Annotated in this window: 26 protein-coding genes and 3 pseudogenes; 15 read left to right on the forward strand and 14 right to left on the reverse strand. The window is 66.5% G+C overall.

Annotation, left to right across the window (positions count from 1 at the left end):
* Positions 1-88: 88 nt before the first annotated feature.
* Positions 89-427, forward strand: coding sequence for a hypothetical protein (locus tag EJK91_RS13955; protein ID WP_046300871.1), 339 nt, complete (start codon positions 89-91; stop codon positions 425-427).
* Positions 428-430: 3 nt separating this feature from the next.
* Here the strand turns inward: EJK91_RS13955 and EJK91_RS13960 are convergent, their stop codons facing one another.
* Positions 431-1,138, reverse strand: coding sequence for a hypothetical protein (locus EJK91_RS13960; RefSeq protein WP_024441261.1), 708 nt, complete (start codon positions 1,136-1,138; stop codon positions 431-433).
* A gap of 98 nt (positions 1,139-1,236) precedes the next feature.
* Here EJK91_RS13960 and EJK91_RS13965 point away from each other — a divergent pair, with 98 nt between their 5' ends.
* Positions 1,237-2,745, forward strand: a complete 1,509-nt coding sequence (locus EJK91_RS13965) for a carboxylesterase/lipase family protein (protein WP_024441262.1) — start codon at positions 1,237-1,239, stop codon at positions 2,743-2,745.
* A gap of 16 nt (positions 2,746-2,761) precedes the next feature.
* Here the strand turns inward: EJK91_RS13965 and EJK91_RS13970 are convergent, their stop codons facing one another.
* A complete protein-coding gene (locus EJK91_RS13970; RefSeq protein WP_125079225.1) occupies positions 2,762-3,322 on the reverse strand; it encodes an RDD family protein in 561 nt (186 codons plus the stop codon).
* Between the two features lie 92 nt (positions 3,323-3,414).
* On the opposite strand from EJK91_RS13970, the pseudogene EJK91_RS22440 reads away from it, so the two are divergent.
* From EJK91_RS22440 to EJK91_RS13980, 3 genes and pseudogenes are all read left to right on the forward strand, one after another.
* Positions 3,415-3,732 (forward strand): annotated as a pseudogene (locus EJK91_RS22440) (DUF2784 domain-containing protein); the annotation flags it as partial.
* Positions 3,733-3,783: 51 nt separating this feature from the next.
* A complete protein-coding gene (locus EJK91_RS22445) occupies positions 3,784-4,356 on the forward strand; it encodes an isochorismatase family protein (protein WP_241178702.1) in 573 nt (190 codons plus the stop codon).
* An 85-nt stretch (positions 4,357-4,441) separates the two neighbouring features.
* Positions 4,442-4,885 (forward strand): TOBE domain-containing protein, encoded by a 444-nt coding sequence (locus tag EJK91_RS13980; protein ID WP_024441265.1) that lies wholly within the window; start codon positions 4,442-4,444, stop codon positions 4,883-4,885.
* 1 nt (position 4,886) lies between these two features.
* Here the strand turns inward: EJK91_RS13980 and EJK91_RS13985 are convergent, their stop codons facing one another.
* Positions 4,887-5,240 carry a DoxX family protein gene (locus EJK91_RS13985; RefSeq protein WP_024441266.1) on the reverse strand — a complete coding sequence of 118 codons (354 nt, stop codon included), beginning with the start codon at positions 5,238-5,240 and terminating at the stop codon, positions 4,887-4,889.
* Positions 5,241-5,312: 72 nt separating this feature from the next.
* Here EJK91_RS13985 and EJK91_RS13990 point away from each other — a divergent pair, with 72 nt between their 5' ends.
* Genes EJK91_RS13990 through EJK91_RS14020 form a run of 7 tightly spaced genes read left to right on the forward strand, consistent with a single transcriptional unit; the run spans position 5,313 to position 13,078 of the window.
* The gene (locus EJK91_RS13990; RefSeq protein ID WP_125079227.1) at positions 5,313-6,206 is read left to right on the forward strand and encodes a sigma-70 family RNA polymerase sigma factor; all 894 of its coding nucleotides are present in this window, start codon (positions 5,313-5,315) and stop codon (positions 6,204-6,206) included.
* A gap of 34 nt (positions 6,207-6,240) precedes the next feature.
* The gene (locus tag EJK91_RS13995; protein WP_024441268.1) at positions 6,241-6,996 is read left to right on the forward strand and encodes an ATP-binding cassette domain-containing protein; all 756 of its coding nucleotides are present in this window, start codon (positions 6,241-6,243) and stop codon (positions 6,994-6,996) included.
* A gap of 2 nt (positions 6,997-6,998) precedes the next feature.
* Entirely contained in the window at positions 6,999-8,912 is a 1,914-nt protein-coding gene (locus EJK91_RS14000) for a YhgE/Pip domain-containing protein (protein ID WP_125079228.1), read from the forward strand.
* A gap of 13 nt (positions 8,913-8,925) precedes the next feature.
* Positions 8,926-10,263 (forward strand): ABC transporter substrate-binding protein, encoded by a 1,338-nt coding sequence (locus tag EJK91_RS14005; protein ID WP_241178703.1) that lies wholly within the window; start codon positions 8,926-8,928, stop codon positions 10,261-10,263.
* Positions 10,260-11,144, forward strand: coding sequence for a carbohydrate ABC transporter permease (locus EJK91_RS14010; protein WP_125079229.1), 885 nt, complete (start codon positions 10,260-10,262; stop codon positions 11,142-11,144). The genes EJK91_RS14005 and EJK91_RS14010 overlap by 4 nt, the downstream gene beginning before the upstream one ends.
* Entirely contained in the window at positions 11,141-11,980 is an 840-nt protein-coding gene (locus tag EJK91_RS14015; protein WP_125079230.1) for a carbohydrate ABC transporter permease, read from the forward strand. Before EJK91_RS14010 ends, EJK91_RS14015 begins: the two co-directional genes overlap by 4 nt.
* 33 nt (positions 11,981-12,013) lie before the next feature.
* Complete coding sequence (locus tag EJK91_RS14020) at positions 12,014-13,078, forward strand: ABC transporter ATP-binding protein (protein ID WP_125079231.1); 1,065 nt, start codon at positions 12,014-12,016, stop codon at positions 13,076-13,078.
* Here the strand turns inward: EJK91_RS14020 and EJK91_RS14025 are convergent.
* The 3 genes from EJK91_RS14025 to EJK91_RS14035 form a co-directional block, all read right to left on the reverse strand.
* Complete coding sequence (locus EJK91_RS14025; protein WP_082105697.1) at positions 13,016-14,149, reverse strand: tellurite resistance/C4-dicarboxylate transporter family protein; 1,134 nt, start codon at positions 14,147-14,149, stop codon at positions 13,016-13,018. The genes EJK91_RS14020 and EJK91_RS14025 overlap by 63 nt on opposite strands.
* Positions 14,149-16,947 carry an aconitate hydratase AcnA gene (gene acnA / locus EJK91_RS14030; RefSeq protein WP_125079232.1) on the reverse strand — a complete coding sequence of 933 codons (2,799 nt, stop codon included), beginning with the start codon at positions 16,945-16,947 and terminating at the stop codon, positions 14,149-14,151. The genes EJK91_RS14025 and acnA overlap by 1 nt, the downstream gene beginning before the upstream one ends.
* A gap of 84 nt (positions 16,948-17,031) precedes the next feature.
* Positions 17,032-17,364 (reverse strand): DUF732 domain-containing protein, encoded by a 333-nt coding sequence (locus tag EJK91_RS14035; RefSeq protein ID WP_024441275.1) that lies wholly within the window; start codon positions 17,362-17,364, stop codon positions 17,032-17,034.
* Between the two features lie 200 nt (positions 17,365-17,564).
* On the opposite strand from EJK91_RS14035, the gene EJK91_RS21805 reads away from it, so the two are divergent.
* Positions 17,565-18,200 carry a hypothetical protein gene (locus EJK91_RS21805; protein WP_206430419.1) on the forward strand — a complete coding sequence of 212 codons (636 nt, stop codon included), beginning with the start codon at positions 17,565-17,567 and terminating at the stop codon, positions 18,198-18,200.
* A 45-nt stretch (positions 18,201-18,245) separates the two neighbouring features.
* Here the strand turns inward: EJK91_RS21805 and EJK91_RS14045 are convergent, their stop codons facing one another.
* Complete coding sequence (locus EJK91_RS14045; RefSeq protein WP_082105652.1) at positions 18,246-19,073, reverse strand: SDR family oxidoreductase; 828 nt, start codon at positions 19,071-19,073, stop codon at positions 18,246-18,248.
* Positions 19,074-19,184: 111 nt separating this feature from the next.
* Positions 19,185-19,814 carry a TetR/AcrR family transcriptional regulator gene (locus EJK91_RS14050; RefSeq protein ID WP_125079233.1) on the reverse strand — a complete coding sequence of 210 codons (630 nt, stop codon included), beginning with the start codon at positions 19,812-19,814 and terminating at the stop codon, positions 19,185-19,187.
* 57 nt (positions 19,815-19,871) lie between these two features.
* On the opposite strand from EJK91_RS14050, the gene EJK91_RS14055 reads away from it, so the two are divergent.
* Positions 19,872-21,080, forward strand: a complete 1,209-nt coding sequence (locus EJK91_RS14055; protein WP_125079234.1) for an oxygenase MpaB family protein — start codon at positions 19,872-19,874, stop codon at positions 21,078-21,080.
* Positions 21,081-21,281: 201 nt separating this feature from the next.
* Here the strand turns inward: EJK91_RS14055 and EJK91_RS21810 are convergent, their stop codons facing one another.
* Entirely contained in the window at positions 21,282-21,521 is a 240-nt protein-coding gene (locus tag EJK91_RS21810; RefSeq protein WP_164517967.1) for a hypothetical protein, read from the reverse strand.
* A 16-nt stretch (positions 21,522-21,537) separates the two neighbouring features.
* Positions 21,538-21,731: pseudogene (locus tag EJK91_RS22450) on the reverse strand (acyl-ACP desaturase); the annotation flags it as partial.
* 146 nt (positions 21,732-21,877) lie between these two features.
* Between EJK91_RS22450 and EJK91_RS14070 the strand changes: the two are divergent.
* Positions 21,878-22,333 carry an NAD(P)H-dependent oxidoreductase gene (locus EJK91_RS14070; RefSeq protein ID WP_125079236.1) on the forward strand — a complete coding sequence of 152 codons (456 nt, stop codon included), beginning with the start codon at positions 21,878-21,880 and terminating at the stop codon, positions 22,331-22,333.
* A gap of 590 nt (positions 22,334-22,923) precedes the next feature.
* On the opposite strand, the gene EJK91_RS14075 is transcribed toward EJK91_RS14070, so the two are convergent.
* From EJK91_RS14075 to EJK91_RS21815, 4 genes and pseudogenes are all read right to left on the reverse strand, one after another.
* Positions 22,924-23,352, reverse strand: coding sequence for a type II toxin-antitoxin system VapC family toxin (locus EJK91_RS14075; protein ID WP_024441291.1), 429 nt, complete (start codon positions 23,350-23,352; stop codon positions 22,924-22,926).
* Positions 23,349-23,594, reverse strand: a complete 246-nt coding sequence (locus EJK91_RS14080) for a FitA-like ribbon-helix-helix domain-containing protein (RefSeq protein ID WP_046300405.1) — start codon at positions 23,592-23,594, stop codon at positions 23,349-23,351. The genes EJK91_RS14075 and EJK91_RS14080 overlap by 4 nt, the downstream gene beginning before the upstream one ends.
* Positions 23,595-23,895: 301 nt before the next feature.
* Entirely contained in the window at positions 23,896-24,627 is a 732-nt protein-coding gene (locus EJK91_RS14085; RefSeq protein ID WP_125079237.1) for a hypothetical protein, read from the reverse strand.
* A gap of 65 nt (positions 24,628-24,692) precedes the next feature.
* Positions 24,693-24,906, reverse strand: a pseudogene (locus tag EJK91_RS21815) (IS3-like element ISAar46 family transposase); the annotation flags it as partial.

Genomic DNA, 24,906 nt, shown 5'->3' on the forward strand with positions numbered 1-24,906 from the left:
GGGCGAACCCTCTGAAGTTCCCGGCGCATACGGCGCGACCTCTCATGATACCGGGAACGTCGCGGTCCTCGGACTAAGGTCTTCAGACGTGCCTCGCAGTCCCCGCCCCCAGCCGTGCCGATGGTGTGGCCGCGACGTGGGCGATGCCGGGATCGGCCGTCGGCGCCAGTACTGCCGGCAGTCCTGCCGGCAGCGCGCCTACGAGCAGCGCGCCCTGATCAGCAGCGGGAAGACGACCGCCCTGACGCCCGACTCCGTGGTGCTCTCCGCCGACGAGGCGACCGCCCTGTCCGATCGGGTCTATCAGGTGCGCTGCGCGGCCGAGGACATCGCGACCGCGCTGTCCGAAGACGCCCCCCACGACGAGCTGCGGCAACTGTGCGACGTCCTGCTGCAGGCCGTCGATTCGGCCGATCGCTGGCGCTGAAGCTCAGCTGGCGCAGCTGAACTGCTCACCGGCGTTGGCCGGCGGCGGCACCGGGTGCAGGCAGCCGAAGGTTCCGATGCCGGTCGGGCTGAACAGCACCGCCGACCGGTGGGCGTAGTTCACGCAGATCAGCCCCACTTGATCCGCCCGGCAGCGGTAGTCGCCGAACGACACGCTGGATCCGTCGGGCAGCTGTGCCCCGTCGCCGTGCACAAACCGGCCCGGATCGCCGTGCGCGGAGCCCACCCGCAGCGTGTTGCCGCCGAAGTCGACCCAGCCGCCCTTCCACTCGCCGTAGATGTCGGCGGGTTGCGCCGGCGGGTTGGCCAGATCCACCACACAGGCCAGGGCACTGTCGGAGGAACCGGCATCGCTGATGCAGGTGGTGGCGCGGCGGGGTGCGGCCGCCACCGTGAAGGCGACATCATCGATGAGGTCGGTGACCTCGCCGTCGCGGGTGGCCTTGTGGTAGTCGGCGGCGTCGACGGGGCGACCGGCCTCAATCCAGGCGATCACGTCGGAGATCGCCGCACCGGCAGCGGGGGGAGCCAGCGGACCCGACGGCTTCGCCGAGGTTGACGTCACCGATGTCGACGGCGGTGCCGTGCTGGAGGCAGACGGCCCGGTCGAAGTCGGCGTCGGCTCGTCGACCTTGGCGCCGGAACATCCCGCGACCAACAGCAGTACGGCGACCAGTCCGGTGAGACGCATGCCGATAGGCTAACCGGCTGTACTCAATCGGCGGTCCAGCCTCACCTCTCCTGCGTCGAGGTTCGCTAACCACCGGGTGATTCGCTACCGTTCGGCTCATGCATAACCACCCTGTGCAGGCCCGCATCGCCACCGGCGTTGTGGAGGGTTTCGTCCGCGACGGGGTGCGCAGATGGCGGTCCATCCCTTATGCCCGTCCGCCGGTCGGTCCGCTGCGGTTTCGGGCGCCCCAGCCGGCGGAGCCGTGGTCTGGGGTGCGCCATTGCCACGGATTCACCAACTGCGCGCCCCAGGAACGGTTCTACACCGTCCTGGGTCCCGGCCGGTTCCAGCCGACCAGCGAAGACTGTCTGACGCTCAACGTGGTAGCCCCGGAGCGCACCGACACCGAGCCGCTGCCGGTCATGGTGTTCATCCACGGTGGCGGCTACATCATGGGCAGTTCGGCTACCCCCATCTATGACGGTGCGGCGCTGGCCCGTCGCGGGTGTGTGTACGTGTCGGTCAACTACCGGCTGGGCGCGCTGGGCTGTCTGGATCTGTCGTCGCTGTCGGCCCCCGGCGTCACCCTGGACAGCAATCTGTACCTGCGCGATCTGGTGCTTGCCCTGCGCTGGGTTCAGGAGAACATCGCGGCGTTCGGCGGCGACCCCGACAACGTCACCATCTTCGGGGAAAGCGCCGGCGCGCACGCGGTGGCCACCCTGCTGGCGGTTCCCGCGGCGCAAGGCCTGTTCGGCCGTGCGATCGCCGAAAGCCCGGCCGCGGGGCTGGTGCGCAACACCGACATTGCTGCCGCCTTCGCCGAACGATTCGCCGCGCTGCTCGGAGTACGCCCGTCCGACGGCGCCCAGGCGCTGCTGCGCGTGACGCCGTCGGAACTGCTCGCCGCCCAGGACCGACTGATCGCCGACGGCAACCGAGACATGCTGGGCGCGTTCCCGATCGGCCCGGTCTGCGGAGACGACGTACTGCCGGTGGACCCGGTTGAGGCGATGCGGCAGGGGTCGGCGCACCAGGTTCCGCTCATCGTGGGCAGCAACGCCGATGAAGGGCGGCTGTTCACCCGGTTCTTGCGGATGCTGCCGGTCGACGAGCCGACGGTCGAGGCGGTGCTGGCCGGCACCGACGCGGGAGTGCGCGATCGCATCATCGCCGCCTATCCGGACTACCCCAAGCGGGCGGCCTGTATCCGGCTCGGCGGTGATTTCGCCTTCAACGCCGCGGTGTGGCAGATCGCCGAAGCCCATGGGGCGCATGCACCCACCTACGTCTACCGCTACGACTATGCGCCGCGGATGCTGCGCTGGTCGGGCATGGGCGCCACGCACGCCACCGAGTTGTTCGCGGTGTTCGATGTGTACCGCACCGGCGGGTTCGGGCGCCTACTCACCGCGGGCGCGGACCGCCGCACGGCGTTGCAGGTCAGCAAGCAGGTGCAGCGCCGGTGGGGGGCGTTCAGCCGAGCGGGGGTGCCGGGCGACAACTGGCCGGCCTACACCGCCGACGAGCGCGCCGTCATGGTGTTCGACCGCAAGACCCGCCTGGAATACGACCCGGCTCCCGAGCGACGCAAGGCCTGGCAGGGCTTTTCGCTAGCCCGCTGACGCCCCGGCAGGGGAATCAGGCCCGGGTCACCCGGGTGCCGCCGGCCAGCTCGTCGTGCTTGCCCTGCTTGGTCGGACTGCCGCTGATCGTCACGGCGATCACGACGTAGGCCACGAAGGCCAGCAGCGCACCGAAGTAGGGGACCACGGCCAGCAGGGTGAACGAATTACGGATGGCCGACTGCGACGCCGTCGGCTTGGACACTCCGTCAGGTCCGTGCACCGAAAGGCCCAGCAGTCGCTTGCCGGCGGTGGCGCCCTGCGTTACCTCGAACAGCACGAAGTAGCCGAACGTCAGCGCCCCGGAGAACAGGCCGGTGACCAGGAACGGGTAATCGTCGGAGAACAAGAACACCGACAAGAAGAACGACACGATTCCGACCAGGAAGCCGTCGAGCACGCGGGCCCAAAAGCGCCTGCCGAGCCCGCCCGGTTGCTGTCCCCATCCGGGCTGGGCCCCCCAGCCCTGCGGCGGCGGATAACCGCCGGGCTGGCCATATCCAGGGCCATATCCGGGGTTTCCGGGGTTTCCTGGGCCGTAGCCAGGACCGTTCGGGCCGAAATCGCCGGTTGTCATCAGATTCACTCCTGACCACGTTGGATGTCCGCCAATGTACCGTGACGGACAGGGACGGAAGCGGTTTCTGCGGAGGGCGAAACGGCGGACCGATGTACCAGATCGCGGTGGTGCTCATCGTCGCATCGCACCTTGCGTTCGTCGGCTACGTCGTGCTCGGCGGCTTTCTCGCCGTGCGATGGCCACGCACCCTTTGGCTGCACATCGCGGCGGCGTTCTGGGCGATGCTGATCGTTGTCGGACACCTGGACTGCCCGCTGACCTGGCTGGAGCGCCGGGCGCGCGCCGCCGCCGGGATGGCCCCGCTGCCGCCGGATGGATTCATCGCCCACTATCTGGCCGGTGTGTTGTATCCGCCCGCGTGGACCACCGCGGTCGAGGTCGCGGTGCTGGGGACGGTGCTCGGATCCTGGGCGCTGTGTGCGCGAGAAGCGCTGCGGCGCCGACGATACTGTGGACGGATGCGGGCGCTGGTCATCGTCGACGTGCAGAACGATTTCTGTGAGGGCGGCGCGATCCCGGTGTCCGGCGCGGCGGCCCTCGCACAGGAGATCAGCCGTTACCTGGACAGCCCGACCGGCAAAGCCCGCTATGCGCATGTGGTGGCCACCCAGGACTGGCACGTCGACCCCGGCGCGCATTTCTCCGAGCATCCGGACTACCAGACGTCCTGGCCGCCGCACTGCGTGGCGGAAAGTCCTGGTGCGCAATTCCATCCGGCGCTGCGCACCGATCGGATCGAGGCGGTCTTCAAAAAGGGCGCCTACAGCGCGGGATACAGCGGCTTCGAGGGTGTCGATGACGAGGGCACCGCACTGCGTGACTGGCTGATCCAGCATGCAGTGCGCAACGTCGACGTGGTCGGAGTCACCACCGAGCACTGCGTGTGCTCTACCGCCAAAGACGCTGTCCACGAAGGATTTACCACCGCCGTACTGTCGAACCTGACCGCGGGCGTGTCGGCCGAGTCGACCGCCGACGCGTTGGCGGCGATACGCAGCGCCGGTGCGACGGTGATGCAGGCGGCCCGATGACTTAAGGCCGGGGCCGCCGAGCTCACAGCAATCCGGTATTTCCCAGGAGGCTGATTAGGCGCGACAGCGGCGATAAACTCCCTGCGTGCCGAGCTTTCGTATTGCCGAAGTCGCCGAGCTCCTCGGGGTCAGCGATGACACCGTCCGCCGGTGGATCGACTCCGGTCGCCTATCGGTGACGACGGGCAGTGGTCCTCGCATGGTCGACGGTGCCGAGCTGGCACGGTTCGCCCAGGAGCGCGCTGCCGTCGAACCGGTGTCACGCAATCCGGTGGTGGGCCAGTCGGCGCGTAACCGGATGGTCGGGCTGGTCACCAAGGTCACCCGTGACACGGTCATGGCGCAGGTCGAGGTCCAGGCCGGCCCGTTCCGGTTGGTCTCGCTGGTCAGCCGGGAGGCCGCCGACGAGTTGCAGCTGCAGCCCGGCAGCCTGGTCGTCGCCTCGGTCAAGGCCACCAACGTCGTCGTCGAACTGCCGCGACGCGCCGGCGCGGCCAGCCACACCGACCCGGCCGCCGAATTCGGTTAGGTCAGGCCAGCAGGATCGCCAGCGAAGCCGCCGACAGCAGCAGATAGGCGGCGGGGAAACCGATGTTGGACAACACCCCGGCCCGCACATGGGTCACGACCGCCCCGACGAAGTACGCGACCAGGCCGGCCGCGGCCGCGATGCCGAGCTCCGGGAACCCCGCCAGGCCGGCGAGCAGGCCGGCACCGCCGGCCAGTTTCAGCCCGCCCAAGAGCGGCAGCCAGGACCGCGGCACTCCCACCCGCGCCGAATTGGCCAGCACGAACTGTGCGGGAATGAAATCGGGTACCGCGATGGCGACGGTGGCGACCGCGGTCACCACGACGGTCACCAGATAGATCGTCTGTACGCTCATGGTGTTGCTCTTCCTGTCGTCGGTGGATGTGGCTCTATCCCTGTGACGACTCCCGAACGGGAAAGGTGACCCATGGGCAACACCGATGTTTTGGCCCAACGCTTCGAGGACCACCGCCGGCATCTGCATTCGGTGGCGTTTCATCTCCTCGGCTCAACCGCTGACGCCGAAGATGCCGTCCAATCAGCGTGGCTCAAGGCCAGCAGTGCCGATTTCGCCGCGGTGGACAACCTGCCCGGATGGCTCACCACCATCACCGCACGCACCGCGATAGACCAGTTGCGGGCACGTTCGCGTCGCCTCGAGCAACCGCTGTCGGAGCCACCCGAGTTGGACAGCTCCCCGGCTATGGCCGCACCGGCCGCCGACGAACAGGTGCTGCGCTCTGAAGCGGTCAGCCGGGCCCTGCTGGTGGTGCTGGATCGGCTGTCGCCGGCACAGCGCGTCGCGTTCGTGCTGCACGACGTGTTCGACGTGCCGTTCGAGCAGATCGGCCCCGTACTGGACCGCTCGCCGGACGCGGCCAAGAAGTTGGCCAGCCGTGCCCGCGCCAGGCTGCAGGCCGCGCCGGCCGCGCAGCCGCGGCTGCGCGCCGAGCATCTCGAGATCGTGAGCGCGTTTCTGGCCGCTTCGCGCGGCGGCGACATCCCGGCCCTGCTGAAATTGTTGGCGTCCGACGTGGTGCGCCGCGTCGATCCCGTGTTGCTACCGGCCGGCGTGCCCACCGAGATGCGCGGCGCCGGCGATGTCGCCACCGAGACCCGGCACTTCACCCGGCGTGCACGCGCCGGTACCGTGCTGCTCTTCGATGGGGCACCGGGCATCGCGATCGCCCCTGCGGGTCGCCTGCTGGCGCTGTTGCGCATCGGGATCGGCGATGACGGGCGCATCCACAGCATTGATATCGCGGGTGATCCCGAGCGGTTGCGCGACGCGACGCTACAACTCCCAGCGCCTCTGCTTTGATGGGTCACGCGAACCGATGTGTGAGGGGGCGTCCATGCCAGACGAAACGACAGCCGCAGGGGAGACGTCCGCGGCGGGGGAGAGTACGGCGCCGTCACCGCCCGCGGTGACCGCCCGCGGTATCACCATGACCGGGCCGTGGGGACGCGTCTTCGGGCCGCTCGATCTGGACATCCCGGCCGGCGGTACCACCGTGTTGGTCGGTCCTCCGGGGTCGGGTCGCACCGCCCTGATGATGAACCTGGCCGGCCGGATGAAGCCGTCGTCGGGCACGCTCACCGTGCTCGGGCGCAATAAAGCCCGCGACATCTTCGACGTCGCTGCCCTGGCAGGAATCGAACAGCTCGACGCGATCTTCGAGTCGGTCACGGTCGCAGACCTGATCACCGAACAGATCCGCTGGGATGCACCCTGGTATCAGCTGGTCCGCCGCGCCGGCGAGGCCGAGCGCGACGCGATCTGCGGCCCGGTCTTCGGCGACCTGCCGGTGCCCCGACTGCACGACTACGTCGAGCATCTCGACGAAATGACCGGGCTGTTGCTGCGCATCGCACTGGCCAACACCGCACGCCCACCGCTGCTGGTGGTCGGCAGCATCGATGAGATCAAGAACAGCCGCGATCGCGCCATCCTGCTTACCCGCCTGGTCGCCTTGGGGGAGAAGCAGACCGTGATCACGTCATCAGCCAACCCGATTCCCGACGGGTTCGGGCTCGCCGGGCAGATCACCGTCGACCGTCTGGAGCGCGCCGAGCTCGTTCCCGGCCGACACGAGAAGGGGAACCGCTGACCATGCTCGCCGGAATGTCGCTGGGAACCGACCTCAAACGCTATTCGCGTGGCACCATGCCGCGTCTGGCCCTGATCACCATCATCGTGCTGCCGCTGCTGTACGGCGCTATGTACCTGTGGGCGTTCTGGAATCCGTTCGCCGCCATCGACAAGGTCCCGGTCGCCCTGGTCAACGAGGACACCGGTGCCGTGGTGTCCGGCGAGCAGTTGCACGCCGGTGATGAAGTGACCCGGGCATTGGTCGACTCCGGCCAGCTCGATCTGCATCAGGTGTCGGAAAGCGAAGCCGTCAAGGGTGTTTCCGACGGGACCTATTACTTCTCGATCACCCTGCCCTCGGACTTCAGCACGGCGGTGGTGTCCCCGGCGGGCCCGCACCCGCAGAAGGCGCAGATCCAGTTCCGGTTCAACGACGCCAATAACTACCTGGCCTCGGTCATGGGGCAGAACGCCGCCCGCGAGGTGCTCAACGAAGTGAGCTCCAAGGTCGGCCAGAAGGTGATCGGCACCGCACTGACCCAGGTGACCGACGAGGTCAAGAAGGCGGCGGACGGAGCCGGCCAGCTCTCGGACGGCTCAAAGACGTTGGCCGACAACATGGGTACCGCGCGGGACGGCTCCGCGGCGCTCGCCGACGGAATCCGCCAGCTGAATCACGGTGTGCAACAGGCCACCGATCCACTGCTCAAGGTGACCGATGACCTCGCCAACATGGGCTTCGACCCCAACGCCGCCGGCGCGGCCGCCGCGAGCCTCAGCGGCAACCTCAAGACGGTCAGTGACCGGATCGCGTCGCTCAACGTCAACTACCAACAGGCCGCCGGGATCGTCAACCAGGTGGTCGACGCATTGCGCAACAACCCCGACCCGGCGGTACGCGGGCTCGGTGACACCCTCGCCGGTGCCCAGCGGCTGCTCGATGTCGAGGGACTGGACCCGGCCACCGACGAGGGCCTGAACCAGCTGCGCACCGACACCCAACAGCTGGAGAACGATCTGGCCAATCCCAACAGCGGGTTGCGCACCTTCATGAACCACGTCCTCGACGGCGGCCTCCGATCCGATGTGGTCGCGCTACGCGACGGCGCGACGGCGCTGGTAGCCGGGGCGAACCAGCTCAGCGACGGCCTGGTCCAACTGACCGACGGCAGCAATCAGCTCAAGGACGGCGCCGCCCAGCTGGCGTCGGGGCTGGGCGAGGCCGACCAGCGCGCGTCGGCCATCACCGACCAGCAACGGGTGGACGTCTCGGCAATCCTGGCCAGCCCGGTCGGGGTGGACATGGACTTCACCCATCACGCCGCCACCTTCGGCACCGGTTTCGCGCCGTTCTTCTTGCCGCTGGCACTGTTCATCGGTTCGCTGATCGTATGGATGTTGTTGACCCCGATGCAGACTCGTGCCATCGCCAACGGCCTGGGCGCGCTGCGGGTGGTACTCGCGTCGTACTGGCCGGCCCTGCTGCTGGGGGTGTGCCAGGTCTTGCTGATGTACACGGTCGTGCACTTCGGGGTGGGGCTGCAGGCCCGCCACGCCGCAGGCATGGTCGCCTTCCTGGCGTTGATCGCCGCGTCGTTCCTGGCGATGATCCAGGCGTTCAACGCCGTGCTCGGTGTGGCCGTCGGCCGGGTCTTCACCCTGGCCTTTTTGATGTTCCAGCTGGTGTCGTCCGGCGGGGTGTATCCCGTGGAGACGACGGCGAAACCGTTCCAGATATTGCATCCCTACGATCCGATGACCTATGCGGTCAACGGGTTACGCCAGCTGACCGTCGGCGGCATCGACGAGCGGCTGTGGACGTCGGTGGCGGTGCTGGCCGGGATCCTGGTGGTGTCACTTGCTGCCAGCTCCTGGGCGGCGCGGCGAGATCGTCAGTTCMCCCTCGAGCGCCTCTACCCGCCGATCGAAGTCTGACGGTTCGCAGGTGCTGGCCTCCGGTGCACACTCGCTCACGCGAAGAAGCGTGCTGCGCGGGGCCGGAGCGATCGGCGCAGCTGCGCTGTTGCCCGCGGCGTCGGCCTGCGGCAGTGATGACGACGCACTGACCTTCTTCTTCGCGGCCAACCCGGAAGAGGCCGACGCCCGAATGCGGATCGTCAACGCGTTCCAGCGCGAACACCCCGACATTCGGGTGCGCACCATTCTGGCCGGCGGGGATCCGACCCAGCAGATGTCGACGTTCTGCGCCGGTGGGAAATGCCCGGATGTGCTGATGGCCTGGGAGTTCAACTACGCCGGACTTGCCGACCGCGGTGTGCTGGCAGACCTGAACATCCTGCTGGATCGGGATCGGCAGTTCGCGGCGGCGTTGCACGCCGACAGCATCCCCGCGCTCTACGAGACGTTCGGCTTCAACGGCGGCCAGTACGCGTTCCCGGAGCAGTGGTCGGGGGCTTTCCTGTTCTACAACACCCGGATCTTCGCCGAGGCCGGTGTGCCACCACCACCGGGTCGCTGGGACACGCCTTGGACTTTCGGCGAGTTCCTCGCCACCGCCGCCGCACTCACCCGACGATCCGGTGATGGCCGAGTCACCCAGTGGGGCTTCGTCGACACCTGGTCGCCGCCGTACTCCGCAGCACTGTTCGGCATGAACAACGGGGTGCCGTGGGCGGTGCCGCGACTCAACCCGACCCACCTGAACTTCGACAACGACGACTTTCTCTCCGGGATCCAGTTCTATGCGGATCTGTCCAACCTCCATCGCGTAGCGCCCGCCGCCGCCGACACCCAGTCGATCTCCACGATGGGCCTGTTCACCGCGGGCAACGCGGCGATGGCACTCGGCGGACACTGGCGCTACCAGACCTTCATCCAAGCCGACGATCTGGAATTCGACGTGGCGGTGCTGCCGACCGGACCGGCTGCTGCGGCCAAGGGCATGGCGGCCCAATCCGCCATCGGCAGCACCGGTCTGGCCATCGCCGCAGACAGCCGGCACCGGGAACAGGCCTGGGAATTCCTCAAGTTCGCGGCGGGGCCGGTAGGACAGTCTCTGATCGGTGAGTCCGGGCTGTTCGTACCGGTGCTGCGCTCGGCGATCGATTCACCCGGATTCACCGCCGCCCACACCGGGATCGGCAACCTTGCGGTGCTGACCGGCGGCCCGGCGCATTCCGAAGGGCTGCCGATCTCCCCGGCCTGGCAGAAGGTCCACGCCCTGATGGACCGCGCTATCGGGCCGGTCCTGCGCGGTAAGCGGCCCGCTGCAACGCTGAAGACCGGCCTATCACCGCAGATCGACGAAGTGTTGGCCACCGCATGAATCCCACCCGGCGACGCGCACGCGCTGGGCGCTGGTTCATCGCCCCGAACCTGGCCGCGGTCGCGGTGTTCATGGCGTTCCCGCTGGCCTTCTCGCTCTACATGAGCTTCCAGCGGTGGGATCTGTTCACCCCGCCGACGTTCGTCGGCGCCACGAACTATCGCGACCTGTTCACCGGCGATCCGTTGTTCGGCATCGCGGTCCGCAACACGACGGTGTTCACCCTGGGCACCGTGATCCCGACGGTACTGATCAGCCTGGCGGTGGCGGGACTGCTGAACCGGAAGATCAAGGGAATCGGCCTGTTTCGGGCCATTGCCTTCCTGCCTTTGGCGGTCTCCTCAGTGGTGATCGCGGTGGTGTGGCAGTTCGTGTTCAACACCGACAGCGGACTGCTCAACATCATGCTCAGCTGGTTCGGCATCGCACCGGTGCCGTGGCTCACCGAACCGCACTGGGCGATGGCCTCGTTGTGTCTGGTCAGCATCTGGAAGAGCGTGCCGTTCGCGACGGTGATCCTGCTGGCGGCCATGCAAGGTGTGCCCGACTCCCTGCACGAGGCGGCCCGCATCGACGGCGCCGGCGAGGTGCGGCGCTTCGTGTCCATCACCGTGCCGATGATCCGCGGCGCGGTGTGGTTCGTGGTGGTGATCTCGGTGATCAACGCGTTCCAGGCATTCGATCTGGTGTACGTGCTCACCGGCAGCAGTGGCGGCCCGGAAACCGGCACCTACGTCCTGGCCATCATGCTGTTCCAGCAGGCCTTCGCCTTCTTGGACTTCGGGTACGCGTCCGCGCTGGCCTGGGTGATGTTTGCCGTGCTGCTGATCCTGACCATCGTCCAACTGCGCTTGTCACGCAGGAACGCGGTGGACCAGTGACCGCCCCACCGGCACGGCACCGCATTGCCGGACTGCTGGGCGTCTACGCGGGATTGGGCGCCGTCACTGCCTGCGCACTGTTCCCGATCCTGTGGGCGCTGTCGGGCTCACTGAAGCGCCAAGCCGAGATCAGCCAACCGATGTTGTTGCCGGCCCACCCGCAATGGTCGAACTACCTCGAGGTGTTCGCCCGAATGCCGTTCTGGCGGATGCTGTTCAACACCATCCTCTACGCCGGCTGCGTGACGGCTGGACAGGTCTTCTTCTGTTCACTGGCCGGCTATGCCTTCGCTCGGCTGCCGTTCACCGGCCGTGACACCCTGTTCGTGCTGTATCTGGCCACCTTGATGGTGCCGTTGACGGTCACGGTGATCCCGCAGTTCATCTTGATGCGGGTGTTCGGGTGGACCGACACCATGTGGGCGATGATCATCCCCGGCCTGTTCGGCAGCGCGTTCGGCACCTATCTGATGCGACAGTTCTTCGCCACCGTGCCCATCGATCTGGAAGAGGCCGCGATCTTGGACGGGTGCTCACCGTGGGCGATCTACTGGCGGATCCTGTTGCCGCACGCCAAACCTGCGGTGATGGTGCTGGCAGTGCTGACCTGGATCAACGTCTGGAATGACTTTCTGTGGCCGCTGCTGATGATTCAGCGCAAGGGCATCGCCACCCTGACCCTCGGTTTGGTGTGGATGCAGGGGGAGTACGTCGCCGAGTGGCCGGTGCTGATGGCCGCGTCCATGCTGATGCTGGCCCCGCTGGTGATCATCTATGCGATCGCCCAACGGGCCTTCGTCAGCGGGATCGCGGCCACGGGCTTCGGTGGACGGTAGTCGGGCGACGGTGGACGAAGTCAGGAGAACGCAGTGGCCTCAGCGACCTTCGCCTCGGTGACCCGGCACTATCCGGGCGCCGAGCGCCCCGCCCTGGACGCGTTGGATCTGGCGGTCACCGACGGCGAGTTCATGGTGCTGGTCGGACCGTCGGGGTGCGGCAAGACGACGACGCTGCGCATGCTGGCCGGCCTGGAACCCGTCGACGCCGGCCGGCTCTACATCGGCGATCGCGACGTCACCGCAACTGACCCCGGCCATCGCGACATCGCCATGGTGTTTCAGAACTACGCCCTGTATCCGCATATGACGGTGGCGCAGAACATGGGCTTCGCACTCAAAGTCGCCAAGACGCCGAAGGCCGAGATCCGCGGCAGGGTGGCCGAAGCCGCCCAGCTGCTGGGTCTGGCCGAACTGTTGGGGCGCAAGCCGAAGGATCTCTCCGGCGGCGAACGCCAACGCGTCGCGATGGGCCGCGCGATCGTGCGCCGTCCGCAGGTCTTCTTGATGGACGAGCCACTGTCGAACCTGGACGCCATGCTGCGAGTGCAGACCCGTAACCAGATCGCCGAACTGCAGCGGCGACTGGGCATCACCACCGTCTATGTCACCCACGATCAGGTGGAGGCCATGACGATGGGCGATCGGGTGGCGGTGTTGCGCGACGGCGTGCTGCAGCAGTGCGCCGCGCCCCGTGAGCTCTACCGCACCCCGGCCAATGTGTTCGTCGCCGGATTCATCGGGTCACCGGCGATGAACCTGTTCACCATTCCCGTCGTCGACGGCACGGTGACGCTGGGTGGCTGTGACATCGGCGTACCGAGGGCAATCTCTTCTGCGACATCGCAACTGATCGTGGGCATTCGGCCCGAGCACCTGCAGATCGCCGATCGCGGGATCGGTGCCGCGGTGGACTTCGTCGAGGAACTGGGCGCCGACACCTACCTGTACGGCACGACGGATGACCCGCGGACCTCGCAGTCAGTGGTCGCCCGGGTTCCCGGTAGCACCGAAGTGCGCCGGGGAACCCGGCTGTCACTGGGCTTCGACGCGACCGATCTGCACTTCTTCGGCGTCGACGGCGCCCGGCTCGGCTGAGCGACCGCGCGTCGCCCGGGCATTTCGCCCGGGCCCGAGGGTGACCGCCAGGTGGTGCAGCATCAGGACGAACACAACGGTCCAGGCGGTCAGCGCGATCCAGCTCTCGACCGAACCGATGTAGTAGACGATCGGCAGCCGGTCGGCCTGCCCCAGATAGTGGCTACCCACCCCGTACATGCCCAGCGGGAAAATCACGCTCCACCAGGGCGCTTCGTAACGAAGTGGGACACGATGCACGATATGGCGCCACACGCCGGCGGCGATCATCGGCGGGATCAGCCAGGTGCCGAACGCCCAGAACACCACCGACGTGCCGGCGATCAGACCGCGGGTGGCGTGCACCATCGGCGCTTCCGCCATCTCGACGATGTGAGCACCGGCCAGCACGGTGATCGCGGTGGCGCCCATCGCCACCCAGTACTGCGGAACGAGATCCTCGGGGAGCAGCGGGTACAGCAGCAGCCGCAGCGCGACAAAGATTCCGGCGGCGCCGTAGAGGAACACTCCGATCGACCAGGAGACCACCGCGAGCAGCGCCAGGCTTTGGCGCCACGGCTCGGAAACCTCCACCTCGAGCACCGCCGCCAACACCGCGATGGACTGGCTGGCCACCACCCAGATGAACCAGGTGCCGTTGGCCCGGCGCACCACCGGCCGCTCCGAGGTCCCCAGCACCGCGGTCCATGGGATTAGATAGCCCAGTACCAGCCAGGTCAGCGTGCTGACCACCAGCAGCCCGACCGCCACAGTGCTGTGCCCGTCGATGACCAGTCGCGCTCCCAGCACATTGGTGGCCGAGACGAAGGTGAAGAGCCCGAAGGCGCGCCCGGAATCGTAGAGATCGGCCAGGAACTCGCGCCGGTAAGCGATGACGCGCACCGTCGATACCACGATCAACACCAGGTAGGAGATCACCGTCACCCACAGCAGCAGCACCGAAACCCAGTGAGATTCCTGGTGATGCATCGCGATCGACACCATGCCGCTGGCCATCACCAATGCGAAGTAGCCCGGGTTGAGCGTCCGGATCGCCTCGCGAATCCTAGTGGCCCCTGCCTGGGCGCGCATCAGTCGAGCAGCTGCCGCAGCACGTATTGCATGATGCCGCCGTGCCGGTAGTAGTCGGCTTCGCCGGGGGTGTCGATGCGCACCGTCGCATCGAATTCGATATCGCCCGCCTGTACATGCACGGTGTCGGGGATGCCGTCGGCCAGCGCGGTCACCCCGGTGATGTCGAACGTCTCTTCACCGGTCAGGCCCAGCGAGTCTGCGTCGGCGCCGTCGGGGAACTGCAGGGGAAGCACGCCCATGCCGATCAGGTTGGACCGGTGGATGCGCTCGTAGGACACCGCCAGCACCGCCCGCACACCGAGTAGCACGGTGCCCTTGGCGGCCCAGTCACGCGAGGAGCCGGATCCGTATTCCTTACCGGCCAGGATCACCAGGGGAGTGCCGGCGGCGAGGTAGTTCACCGACGCGTCGTAGATGGTGCTCACCGGACCGTCGGGCTGGGTGAAGTCGCGGGTGAAGCCGCCCTCGGTGTCGGGTGCCAATTGGTTGCGCAGTCGCACGTTGGCGAAGGTGCCGCGGATCATCACCTCATGGTTGCCGCGCCGTGAGCCGTAGGAGTTGAAGTCCTTGCGCTCGATTCCATGCTCGGACAGGTATTTTCCGGCGGGTGAGTCGTATCGGATGGATCCGGCCGGGCTGATGTGGTCGGTGGTGACCGAGTCGCCGAGTTTGGCCAGCACCCGGGCACCGGTGATGTCGGTGAGTGGTGCTGGGTCGCGGGTCATGCCGTCGAAGTACGGCGGCTGGCGTACGTAGGTGGAATCCGGCGCCCAGGAGAAGGTGTCGGTGTCGGGGACGTCCAGCGAACGCCAGCGGTCGTCGCCGGTGAAGACGTCGGCGTAGCTGGCGGTGAACATCTCGGCCTGCAGGTTGTCGTCGACCACGGCGGCGATCTCGTCGGCGGTGGGCCAGATGTCGCGCAGGTACACCGGTTCGCCGTCGCTGCCGGTACCCAGCGGATCGGTGAGCAGGTTGACGCGAAGCGTGCCGGCCAGTGCGTAGGCGACCACCAGCGGCGGGGACGCCAGGAAGTTCATGCGGACTTCGGGGTGGATGCGGCCCTCGAAGTTGCGGTTGCCCGACAGCACCGAGCACACGGTCAGATCGTTGTCGACGACGGCCTTGCTCACCTCAGGGATCAACGGCCCCGAGTTGCCGATGCAGGTGGTGCAGCCGTAGCCGACCAGGTTGAAGCCCAGCTTGTCCAGGTAGGGCGTCAGGCCCGCCCGCTCGTAGTAGTCGGTGACCACCCGCGACCCGGGCGCCAGGGTGGTCTTCACCCACGGCTTGCGCGAGAGCCCCTTGTCGACGGCGTTGCGGGCCAGCAATGCCGCGCCGACCATCACCGACGGGTTGGAGGTGTTGGTGCACGAGGTGATCGCGGCGATCACCACGTCGCCGTTGTCGATCTCGGTGCGGGTGCCGTCGGCGAGTTCGATCGGCTTGGCATCGGTCCGCCAGGGCAGCTTGTCGCCGCCGGCCCACTGCGCGCGGGGTTTGCCTTCCGCTTGGGACTGGCCGAACGCGATCGGGTCGCTGGCCGGGAACGAATCCGCCGACGCCTTGTCCAGGTCTGACAGGGCCTGAGCGGTGGTTTCGGCGCCGTCGAGCAGCGCGGCGACGGTGTGCGGGGCCAACCGCAGTGGGATGCGGTCCTGGGGGCGTTTGGGGCCGGCGATCGACGGCTCAACGCTGCTCAGATCCAGTTCCAGCGTTTGCGAATAGACCGGTTCGCGATCGGGGTCATGCCACATGCCCTGCTCTTTGGCGTAGGCCTCCACCAGCGTGATCTGATGCTCAGAACGGCCGGTCAGGCGCAGATAGTCGCAGGTGACGTGATCGATCGGGAAGATCGCGCAGGTCGCCCCGTACTCCGGGCTCATGTTGCCGATCGTGGCCCGGTTCGCCAGCGGGACGTTGGCCACGCCGGGCCCGAAGAATTCGACGAACTTGCCGACCACCCCGGTGGCGCGCAGCAGCTCGGCGACGGTCAGGACCAGGTCGGTGGCAGTGGTGCCGGGCTGCAGTTCGCCGGACAGTTTCAGGCCGACCACCGGGGGGATCAGCATGCTCATGGGTTGACCGAGCATGGCCGCTTCGGCCTCGATCCCACCGACGCCCCAGCCCAGGACGCCGAGTCCGTTGACCATCGGGGTGTGCGAGTCGGTCCCGACGAGGGTGTCGGGGTAGGCCAGCGGCCCTCCGGGACTGTCGCGGGTGAACACCACCCGCGCCAGGTACTCCAGGTTCACCTGGTGGCAGATGCCGGTGTCGGGCGGGACCACGGAGAAGTCATCGAATGCCTGCTGGCCCCAGCGCAGCAGCTGATAGCGCTCGGCATTGCGCTCGAACTCCAGCTCGGCGTTGATCGCGAAGGCGTCGGTGCGTCCGAAGACATCGGCGATCACCGAGTGGTCGATCACCAGCTCGGTGGGGCACAGCGGGTTGATGCGGGTGGTCTTGCCACCCAGTTCGGAGATCGCGTCGCGCATCGCGACCAGGTCGACCACACACGGCACTCCGGTGAAGTCCTGCATCAACACCCGCGCCGGCGTATAGGCGATCTCCCTGCCGTGCGCGGCGCCAGGGTCCCAGGCCGCCATTGCCTCAACCTGTTCGGCGGTGACCAGCCGGCCGTCTTCGTTGCGCAGCAGGTTCTCGAGTAGAACCTTGAGACTGTAGGGAAGTCGCTCCGAGCCCTCGATGCGATCGAGCCGTCGAATCTGATACGTGGTGTCGTCGACGCTCAGCTGACCCCGGGTACCGCAGCTGTCGAGGTTACTGTCTGCGGCCATGTGCGAGCCCTCCCACCGGTCGGATCTGTTATCACCGACCCTAGGTCGGCTTTACCGACGGGGCCAGGGGGAGTAGGCCCCCAATCAGCCTTGCTGGGCCGCGCGCTCCAGCACCGGCCGCTTGTCCGGGCAGTAGGTGTTGACCGAGGCGCCGAGGAACTGCCAGGCCTGCGCCTGGTTGGTGCCCTTCTGCAAATTGGGGGTGATGAAGCGAACCGACTTGGCCGCGTCGCCGTCGACACCCTTGTCCAACCGCTCGCACACGATCTTGCCCAGCCAGGCGTTGTAGTCGCGCGGGCCGTAGATGCCGTAGGTGTGCAGTTCCCGGGCGAAATCGGTGTCAGGGTCGGCGTGAGCGGGCGCCGCCAGGCTCACGGCCAAGCCCAAGACCGCTGCGGCGAGGGTCGTCGATTTCATGAGATGCAGTGTAGACCCATCTGCTTAGGTGGTCTTCCTTTGCAGGCGGGGGAGGCCGGCGCGAGGCCGCGCTCACCTGCGCGAATCGCACACAATGTGGCGCCCGTCGCCCATTCGGATGTGACGGGCAAAACAATAAGGAATTTATGAGGTTTATAAATTTGTGACTATTAGCCAAATTTCTCGTATTGTGTCTCCCCGTGGGCCGACACGAGTTAGCCAGCCAGCGCAAACGATCCTCGGTATTGATGGCGGCAGTCCTCGCACCAGCTACATTGTTCTTTGCTGTGGGAGGTAGCGCCAATCCTGCGGTGCCGAAAGAATCCATTGCGGTGGTTGCTGAAGACAATTCACCAGGCGGTTTGCAGCTGGTAGCCGCACCGATAGCGACCCCGGAGACGGGCCCGCCGGCGCGGTTCGCCGTGGCCTCGCGGACGCGCACCGTGCCACGGTTCCTGCCCGCGGGAGTCGCCCCGGAGCGCGGACTGCAGGTCCGCACGATCCAGGCCGCTCGCAGCATCAGCGACGCCTTTCCCGAGATCATGCAGATCGGCGGGGTGCGGGCCGATGCGCTGCGTTGGCACCCCAACGGGTTGGCGCTCGATGTGATGGTGCCCAACCCGGGCAGCCCCGAGGGCATCGCGCTCGGCGATGCGATCGTGGCCTACGTGATGGAGAACGCCGGCCGGTTCGGCCTGCAGGACGCCATCTGGCGCGGCGTCTACTACACACCCGGCGGCGGAGCCCAGCGCGGCGGTTACGGCCACTACGACCACGTCCATGTCACCACCACCGGCGGCGGGTACCCCAGCGGTGCCGAGGTCTACCTGCGCTGACAGCGCGGCAATGCCAGCTCGGCGTTACCGGTCGAGGAATCGGCGTTACCGGTCGAGGAAGAAGTCCCTCAGCGGCTCCGGGCCACCCCCGTAGCCGGAGAAGTCCGTCACGCCGGCCTCCGCCAACACGTCGGCGTCGATGTAGCACTGGCCGCTGGCCTGGGCTGCCGGACGCCGCAGAATCTCCACGGCGGCGTCGGCCATGATCTGCGGGCTGCGCGCCTTCTCCAGTAGCTCGCCGCCATCGGGGGAGTTGGCCACCGCGGAGGTCGCGATGTAGGTCTGGGGCCACAGGCAGTTGCAGGCGATTCCAGTGTCGGCATACTCAGCGGCCCAGCCCAGCGTCAACAACGTCATGCCGTATTTGGACAGCGTGTAGGACGGGTGCACGCCCAACCAGTACGGGTTCAAGTTGATCGGGGGAGCGATCGTCAGGACGTGTGGCGCCGCGGACTTGCGTAGGTACGGCAGGCACGCCTTGGTCAGCAGGAACGTCCCGCGCACGTTGATGTCGTGCATGAGGTCAAACTTCTTGGCGGACAAATGTTCTGACGGCTCAGTCGCGATGGAGCTGGCGTTGTTGACGCAGATGTCGATGCCACCGAACCTTTCCACCGCGGCGTCGACGGCGCGCTGCACGTCCTCCTCGCTGCGCACGTCGCCCACCACCGCCAGAGCCTTACCGCCGGCTTTCTCGATCTCGGCTGCCGCGGTGTGCACGGTGCCGGGCAGGCGCGGATGCGGCTCGGCTGTCTTGGCCAGCAGCACCACGTTGGCGCCCAGTCGTGCCGCACCCAGTCCCACGGCCAGCCCGATACCGCGGCTTGCGCCGGACACCACCATGGTGCGGCCGGAGAATTCGGTGCCTGCCACCTGCTGACTCCTTGTCGTCGATGCGCGGGGAGTGGCGGACCTTCCGGTTGGATTCGCCCGCCCCACGTCCGGCCGCAAGCGTGACAGTTTGACGCAGAATTGTAAAGTTCCTCAGGCGGCCGCGGGCGCCTTGAGTGCGGCCGCCAGCATGGTCGCCGTCAGCCGCACCATCGCCTCGCGATCCGCGGTCGCGGGCCGCTGCAAGGCGATTCGCAGGCAGGCGCTCGACGTCACCCCCATGGTCACGAACACCAGGTCGTCCAACTCCGCGGGTGAGAGATCGGGACGGGACCGGCTCGGGATCACGCTGCCCAGCGGCAACAGGCTGCGCTCGATCTCGTCCATCGCGGTGTGGTTGAGGTAGGGCGGCAGATCGAAAGATGAGGATGTCAGCGCCGCCAGCAGAATCGGGGCGTGCTGCTCATAGACGGTCGTCAGCGTGTCGACGATCAGCAATGCCGCCGCGTCGACCTCGAGGTCGATCGCCTGTCCAACAGTGCGGACCAGCTGGAACGAGATGTCGCGGGTGGCGGCATCCACCAGCTCGGCGATGATCGCCGCGCGATCCGGAAAATACCGGTAGACAGTGCCGATACTGACGTGTGCCGTGTCCGCGATGCTCTGCGTGGTCAGCGTTTCGACACCACGGCGCGCGATCAGCTGACGGGCGGTCTCGAGCAGGCGGCTGCGCATCTCGCGGGCGCGCTGCTGCTGCGGCCGCGACCGTGTCTGTGCGGGCATGGCACCCCCAAATAAAAGTGAGTAGTAACTGAGCTGTTCTCATGTTTCCATAGCGGTATGGCAAATGTGCCCAATGTCCCCAATGCCGACCTGGCCATTACGCGATACGGCCAGGCCGGCCGGGACTGGATCGCCGGGACACAGCTCGCCGATCCGCTGGCCGATGCCGTGGTCGCCGACTTCGCCACGCTGCCCCGCGGGGCGGGGATGGCCATGTTTCGGGCTGCGCTCCAGCACGGCATCGACGCGGTCGAATCGCCACCGGAGTCGCTGCGGGCATTGTTCGACGAGATCGATCACGAGCCCGACTGGCTCGACCACGACCGCCTGGATCGCGCTGCGGGCCATATCGTGCGCCACACTGCGTCCTACGGCATCGTTTTGGGTGCGGCCTCGTTAACGTCTGGCGCCATGAACGCCGCCGCCGGCATGCCGTTGGTGCTGACCGGTCGCTACACCAGCCAGGCGGCCGTGCGGTCGATCGAAGTCGGCGCATGGCTGGAGGAGATCCTGACGCCCGGCGGGCTGCGGCGCCACGGTGCCGGCGTGGCCACGACATTGCGGGTCCGCATCATTCATGCGTTCGTCCGGCGTCATCTGCTCGCCGAAGGCGACTGGAACAATGCTGCGTGGGGTGCCCCCATTCCACAGAGCTACATGGCGTTCACCATCGTCGAGTTCGGCCGAATCGCTCTGGCGGCAATGCACCAACTGGGTGTTCGTTATAAGCGAGAAGAACTCGACGACATCTACCACTTCTGGCGTTACGTTGGTCGGCTCAACGGCGTTGCGGAAGAACTGAATCCGGCAACCGAGGCCGATCAGATCCGGATCGCCGAGCTGTACGCGCTCACCGCGGTGGAACCCGACAAAGAAGATCGCGACTTCGTCCGCGCACTGACGCACGACTACCTGGCGCGTGAGATTGCCGAGCTGCTGCCCTTCGCGGGATCCTGGAAGCATCGGTTGGGTGTCAACATCATCAGCGGTATGACCCGGGCGTTTCTCGGTGATGCCAACGCCAGCCGCCTGGGCGTGGCGGACACGCCGTTCAAATACCTGCCGCGGGTACTCGGACCGGCCGTCGGCGGGGTCAACCAGGTGCTGGCGCGCATTCCCGGGGTCAACGAACTGCGGACCCGACGTGCGCTGGCCAACTACCCGCTGCTGATGGCCCAACAGCGGCAGCGCTACGGGGTACACCACGACCTGGTGGATGCCGCGCCCGACAATGGCGGCCATCCCGCTGCGGTGCGCTCCGGGTAGCAGCTCTGCGCCGGCAACGACGTCCATCGCTCGCTAGCCTTCTCGGGCATGCCTTGCACCGGTGATTGTGAAACCGCCTGAATGGGTAGTAGTCCCATGATCACGTCCAGCTTCGAGTGGACGCTTCTGATGGGAGGATTCGATGAATGTGTTCGTTCGCCGCATGGCGTTCGCCGTCGCTATTGCGCTAGCGCCCATGACCTACGTGGCAGCAGTGTCACCTGGTGTGGCCATCGCCACGCCCCCTGACTGCGGTCCGGGCAACTGGTGGAACCCGGGTGCCAACGCGTGCCAGCCCACCGCACCCCCGAACTGCGGTCCGGGCAACTGGTGGAACCCGGCGGCCAATGCCTGCCAGCCGGTAACGCCGCCACCGCCGCGGTAACTGCAGCGCTCGGCCATGGCGGCCATCTGCCCCTGGCGATGGCCGCCATGGCTCACATCTGAGTCCGCAGGTCTAGCCGGCTTTCGCCTCGAGGTTGCGCGTCCGGGCTAGACGGCGGTCCCGTTGCTCCTCGAACTCAACACATGGCGCTCAAGGCCCTCGAGGTACGTTGCGAGCTGTTCCCGGCGTCGTTCGCCACGCGACGTGAAATCATCACGCTCGAAAGTCCGCCACTTACGCAGGTTCGGCCGCACGACTTCGTCCAGAGGCTCCGAACCCGTCCCTACAGTTGTGCGCGGCCGAACCGCCCGTCATGGGTCAATGGTTGCCGATTGGCCACTGCTGCAACTGGATTCGCCAATGGCCTCCACTGAACCCCATTCCGTCACTGTGACGTACTGCTTCAGCAAGTGTGGGGGACGAGGGGAGAGCGAGTGGTGGTGCCCGTCATGGGCGGCCGCATTACAACGAAGACCTCGACGTAGCGCCAGCCGACGAAGCTGTCGAGGCTCTTCGCGCAGAGGCGGCCCACTCCGACGCCCTGTTGGTGGTCACCCCCGAGTACAACGGCGGTTTGCCCGGCGTCTTGAAGAACGCGTTCGATTGGCTCTCACGCCCCTACGGCGAGGCTGCATTGCTGGGCAAGCCCGCAGCAGTGATCGGCACCGCACTGGGTCGCTACGGCGCGGCCTGGGCGCACGCGGACGCACGAAAGACGCTCGCTATCGCTGGCGCTAAGGTGCCCGACGACATAGAACTGTCGATCCCGGCCAAGAACTTCAACGGGCTACATCCGCAGGACTCCGAGGAGGTCGTCGAATCGCTGCGCGGCGTGTGGTCACAGCTGATTCGCCACTTGCAGAATTGATTGCGGGCTGGCGGCTGGGCGGACGATGCGAACTTTTGGTTGCGGCAACCCGCCTCACGCCTGATTCGCCACTCCGAGAAGTGATTTCGCGTCGATAGGGCGCTCCGGGCCATGCTCAATCATTTCGTCACTGTGACGTATTGGCACGGTGCGACAGGGGTGAGGCAGGGGCGACTCCGGGTCAGTCGTGGCCGGCACCGCGCCGTGAATAGCGGCGAGCACATCCGAGGCGGCGACGCACCTGCGCAGGCTCCGTGGATGCGCAGCAATCGCCGCGACGCTTGTGTGGGTTTGCACATCGGGCAACCGCGCCGGGACGGGCGATGGTTGACCATGGCGGCAATCCAGGGGCGAGTCCACAAACACGGCGAAGGAAACGACGATGCGGATCTGGACTCGGCCCCTTCCCACACCGTATCGCTAACGCCGATAACGTACATTATGTCAATTAAAGTACGCCATGTTCATCAGATGAATCACTGACTTCGGTCTCCTAGAAAAATGCTGCCTGCCGCTGCTAAACCGCTGTGCTACAGCATGTTTCATTGACACCGTTTCGCAGCCGGCGTGCGTGGTTTGCGGCCAAGCGGCTACGGCGCTGCCAAGTCCCACGGATTGATGAGTTCGACGCCGGTGTCAACGAAGTCACTGACGTTGCGCGTCGCAAGTCCGGCGTTCCAGTTGCGGCAAATTGCGGCGATCTGCCCATCGGCCATACTGATCTGGAACCCGCTACGCTCCCGGTCAGCAACGATTTCCGCATAGTGGGTTGCAGCCAGCGCGTCGAATGGCAAAATCCTGTCCCGGAAATCCTCCGCCAGCAGTCCGTCGACCTTTACGCGAAGCTCCCGTCTGCGTCGCCCGTTCGGCAATCGGGCGACGCCGTACATCAGTTCGGCCGCCGTCACGGCAGTCAGCAATATGTCGGACGCATCCAAACTGTCGACCCAACTAGCGACACCAGGTTCCGGTGCCGCGCGCATGAGCTCCGAGACGACGTTGGTGTCCAAGACGATCATTCGTCAAGGACCGCAGCACGTGGACGCTCGGTCCGGCTGGGCAGGTCAAGCTCCACACCCCCAGTACCCGAGAAACGCTGCCGAATCCGCGTTGCCATCCCAGGACCGCCCACAGGGCGTTCCAATGCCGTGCGCAAGATCTCGCGCACCTCTGATTCCATCGACCGGCCGTGCTCTGCTGCGCGAACACGCAGCGCCGCTTTGAGCTCGTCGTCAAAATCACGAATCGTCAAGGTCGCCATCAGTCACCCCTCGCCCATTGCTTGCATTGCTGTCAATGCTAGCAGATTGTCGGCACCTGGCGCGTTTTCTGCCTAGTAATCTCCGCGCACGGTTACTGGGGCAGGACCGAGGAATGAAATGACGCCCCCGGCTGGCAGATGACGACTCCCTGCCTACCAACTGGCCAAGCCGCTGGCGCGGTACCTCCAGTGGAGGAATACGGCGGAATCGAATATGGCGGGTGACCAGTAAAGTACGCCACGTTCATCAGATGAAACCCCCGCCGAGCGAGACCGTATTACACAGGGTGTCGTGTGCGAGTTAACGTTCGACCGCGATGAGATCACCTTTTACGGACCAGCGAGGACCATCCGGATGCGCGGCTATCAGCTCGCCAGCAACGCACCAGTGGTCCGCGGGGTCCCACTTAACGCCCTTTCGGTACCGCGAGACGAGCCGCGGCACGGCACCGAGGACGGCCCAGCGCTTCTCAAGCAGGTGCTTCTCGATCTCCGTTCGGTCAGCCTGAAGGATTGCCGCGAGTCGGGCTGTGACCTCCGGCAGCACAGCCATGTCGGTGTGTGCCTGGAACGCGCTAATCACCCCATCGAAGATGCCCTTCAACAATCCACCCCACACCGGTTGTCGCCCGTCGGCTGGCCGGATCTTGACTCTGACGGCGAATGGCGCCGCGACCCCACTTCCAAAGCCGTTCGGCTCAATCTGTTCGCGAGCTCGTGCCAGAGCCAGCCACACGCGTGCCAGCTTGGCGTGATCCTGAGTTTCGCCGACGGATGCGCCTAGGTCGATCCAGTCGAAAGACGCCAGCGTTCGTCCCAGCCGCCAGTGAGCGAACGTGTCCGACTTTGACGTAAGTGCATACCGGTATCCAAACCCGTACTCAGCGTTATCCGGAGCCGACGGCACCACCGCGCCGTGTTCGAAGCGGATCCCGTTGCGGCCTGCGGATTTGAAGGAGTCAATGTTGTAGAGCGCGAGGTTCTCAACATCGGCGTTGGGAAGTTTGGGGCCAAGAAACGCGGCATGCAACACCTGCCCCGCCGATGGAGCCAGCCGGCCGCAGCGGAATTTGTCAAGGCGTTTGAGTCCATCAGGTGTTAGGCGGCTGTTGTGTCGGCCTCCTGGGCTGGCTGGTTGATCCAGACGGTGTCGGGCAGGTCGAGGATCTTCGGCGCACGGTTGGTACCGAAGCGGTGCGGGTGTCGGATACGGGCGTCGGCGAGCACGGCTCGCCGGTCGGCAGCCTTGTCGGCGGCCAGCCCGAAGTGCACGTCGGCAGGCGTGTGTAGCCCGATCCCGGTATGACGATGC

Origin of the sequence: Mycobacterium sp. P7213, assembly GCF_900604305.1 — a bacterium.
In the GTDB taxonomy this organism is placed as follows: domain Bacteria; phylum Actinomycetota; class Actinomycetes; order Mycobacteriales; family Mycobacteriaceae; genus Mycobacterium.

Coding starts and splice junctions, on each gene's coding strand:
- EJK91_RS13960 (WP_024441261.1), bottom strand. CDS start 1,138: ATGCGTCTCACCGGACTGGTCGCCGTACTGCTGTTGGTCGCGGGATGT.
- EJK91_RS13965 (WP_024441262.1), top strand. CDS start 1,237: ATGCATAACCACCCTGTGCAGGCCCGCATCGCCACCGGCGTTGTGGAG.
- EJK91_RS13970 (WP_125079225.1), bottom strand. CDS start 3,322: ATGACAACCGGCGATTTCGGCCCGAACGGTCCTGGCTACGGCCCAGGA.
- EJK91_RS22445 (WP_241178702.1), top strand. CDS start 3,784: ATGCGGGCGCTGGTCATCGTCGACGTGCAGAACGATTTCTGTGAGGGC.
- EJK91_RS13985 (WP_024441266.1), bottom strand. CDS start 5,240: ATGAGCGTACAGACGATCTATCTGGTGACCGTCGTGGTGACCGCGGTC.
- EJK91_RS13990 (WP_125079227.1), top strand. CDS start 5,313: ATGGGCAACACCGATGTTTTGGCCCAACGCTTCGAGGACCACCGCCGG.
- EJK91_RS13995 (WP_024441268.1), top strand. CDS start 6,241: ATGCCAGACGAAACGACAGCCGCAGGGGAGACGTCCGCGGCGGGGGAG.
- EJK91_RS14010 (WP_125079229.1), top strand. CDS start 10,260: ATGAATCCCACCCGGCGACGCGCACGCGCTGGGCGCTGGTTCATCGCC.
- EJK91_RS14025 (WP_082105697.1), bottom strand. CDS start 14,149: ATGCGCGCCCAGGCAGGGGCCACTAGGATTCGCGAGGCGATCCGGACG.
- acnA (WP_125079232.1), bottom strand. CDS start 16,947: ATGGCCGCAGACAGTAACCTCGACAGCTGCGGTACCCGGGGTCAGCTG.
- EJK91_RS14035 (WP_024441275.1), bottom strand. CDS start 17,364: ATGAAATCGACGACCCTCGCCGCAGCGGTCTTGGGCTTGGCCGTGAGC.
- EJK91_RS14050 (WP_125079233.1), bottom strand. CDS start 19,814: ATGCCCGCACAGACACGGTCGCGGCCGCAGCAGCAGCGCGCCCGCGAG.
- EJK91_RS14055 (WP_125079234.1), top strand. CDS start 19,872: ATGGCAAATGTGCCCAATGTCCCCAATGCCGACCTGGCCATTACGCGA.
- EJK91_RS14075 (WP_024441291.1), bottom strand. CDS start 23,352: ATGATCGTCTTGGACACCAACGTCGTCTCGGAGCTCATGCGCGCGGCA.
- EJK91_RS14080 (WP_046300405.1), bottom strand. CDS start 23,594: ATGGCGACCTTGACGATTCGTGATTTTGACGACGAGCTCAAAGCGGCG.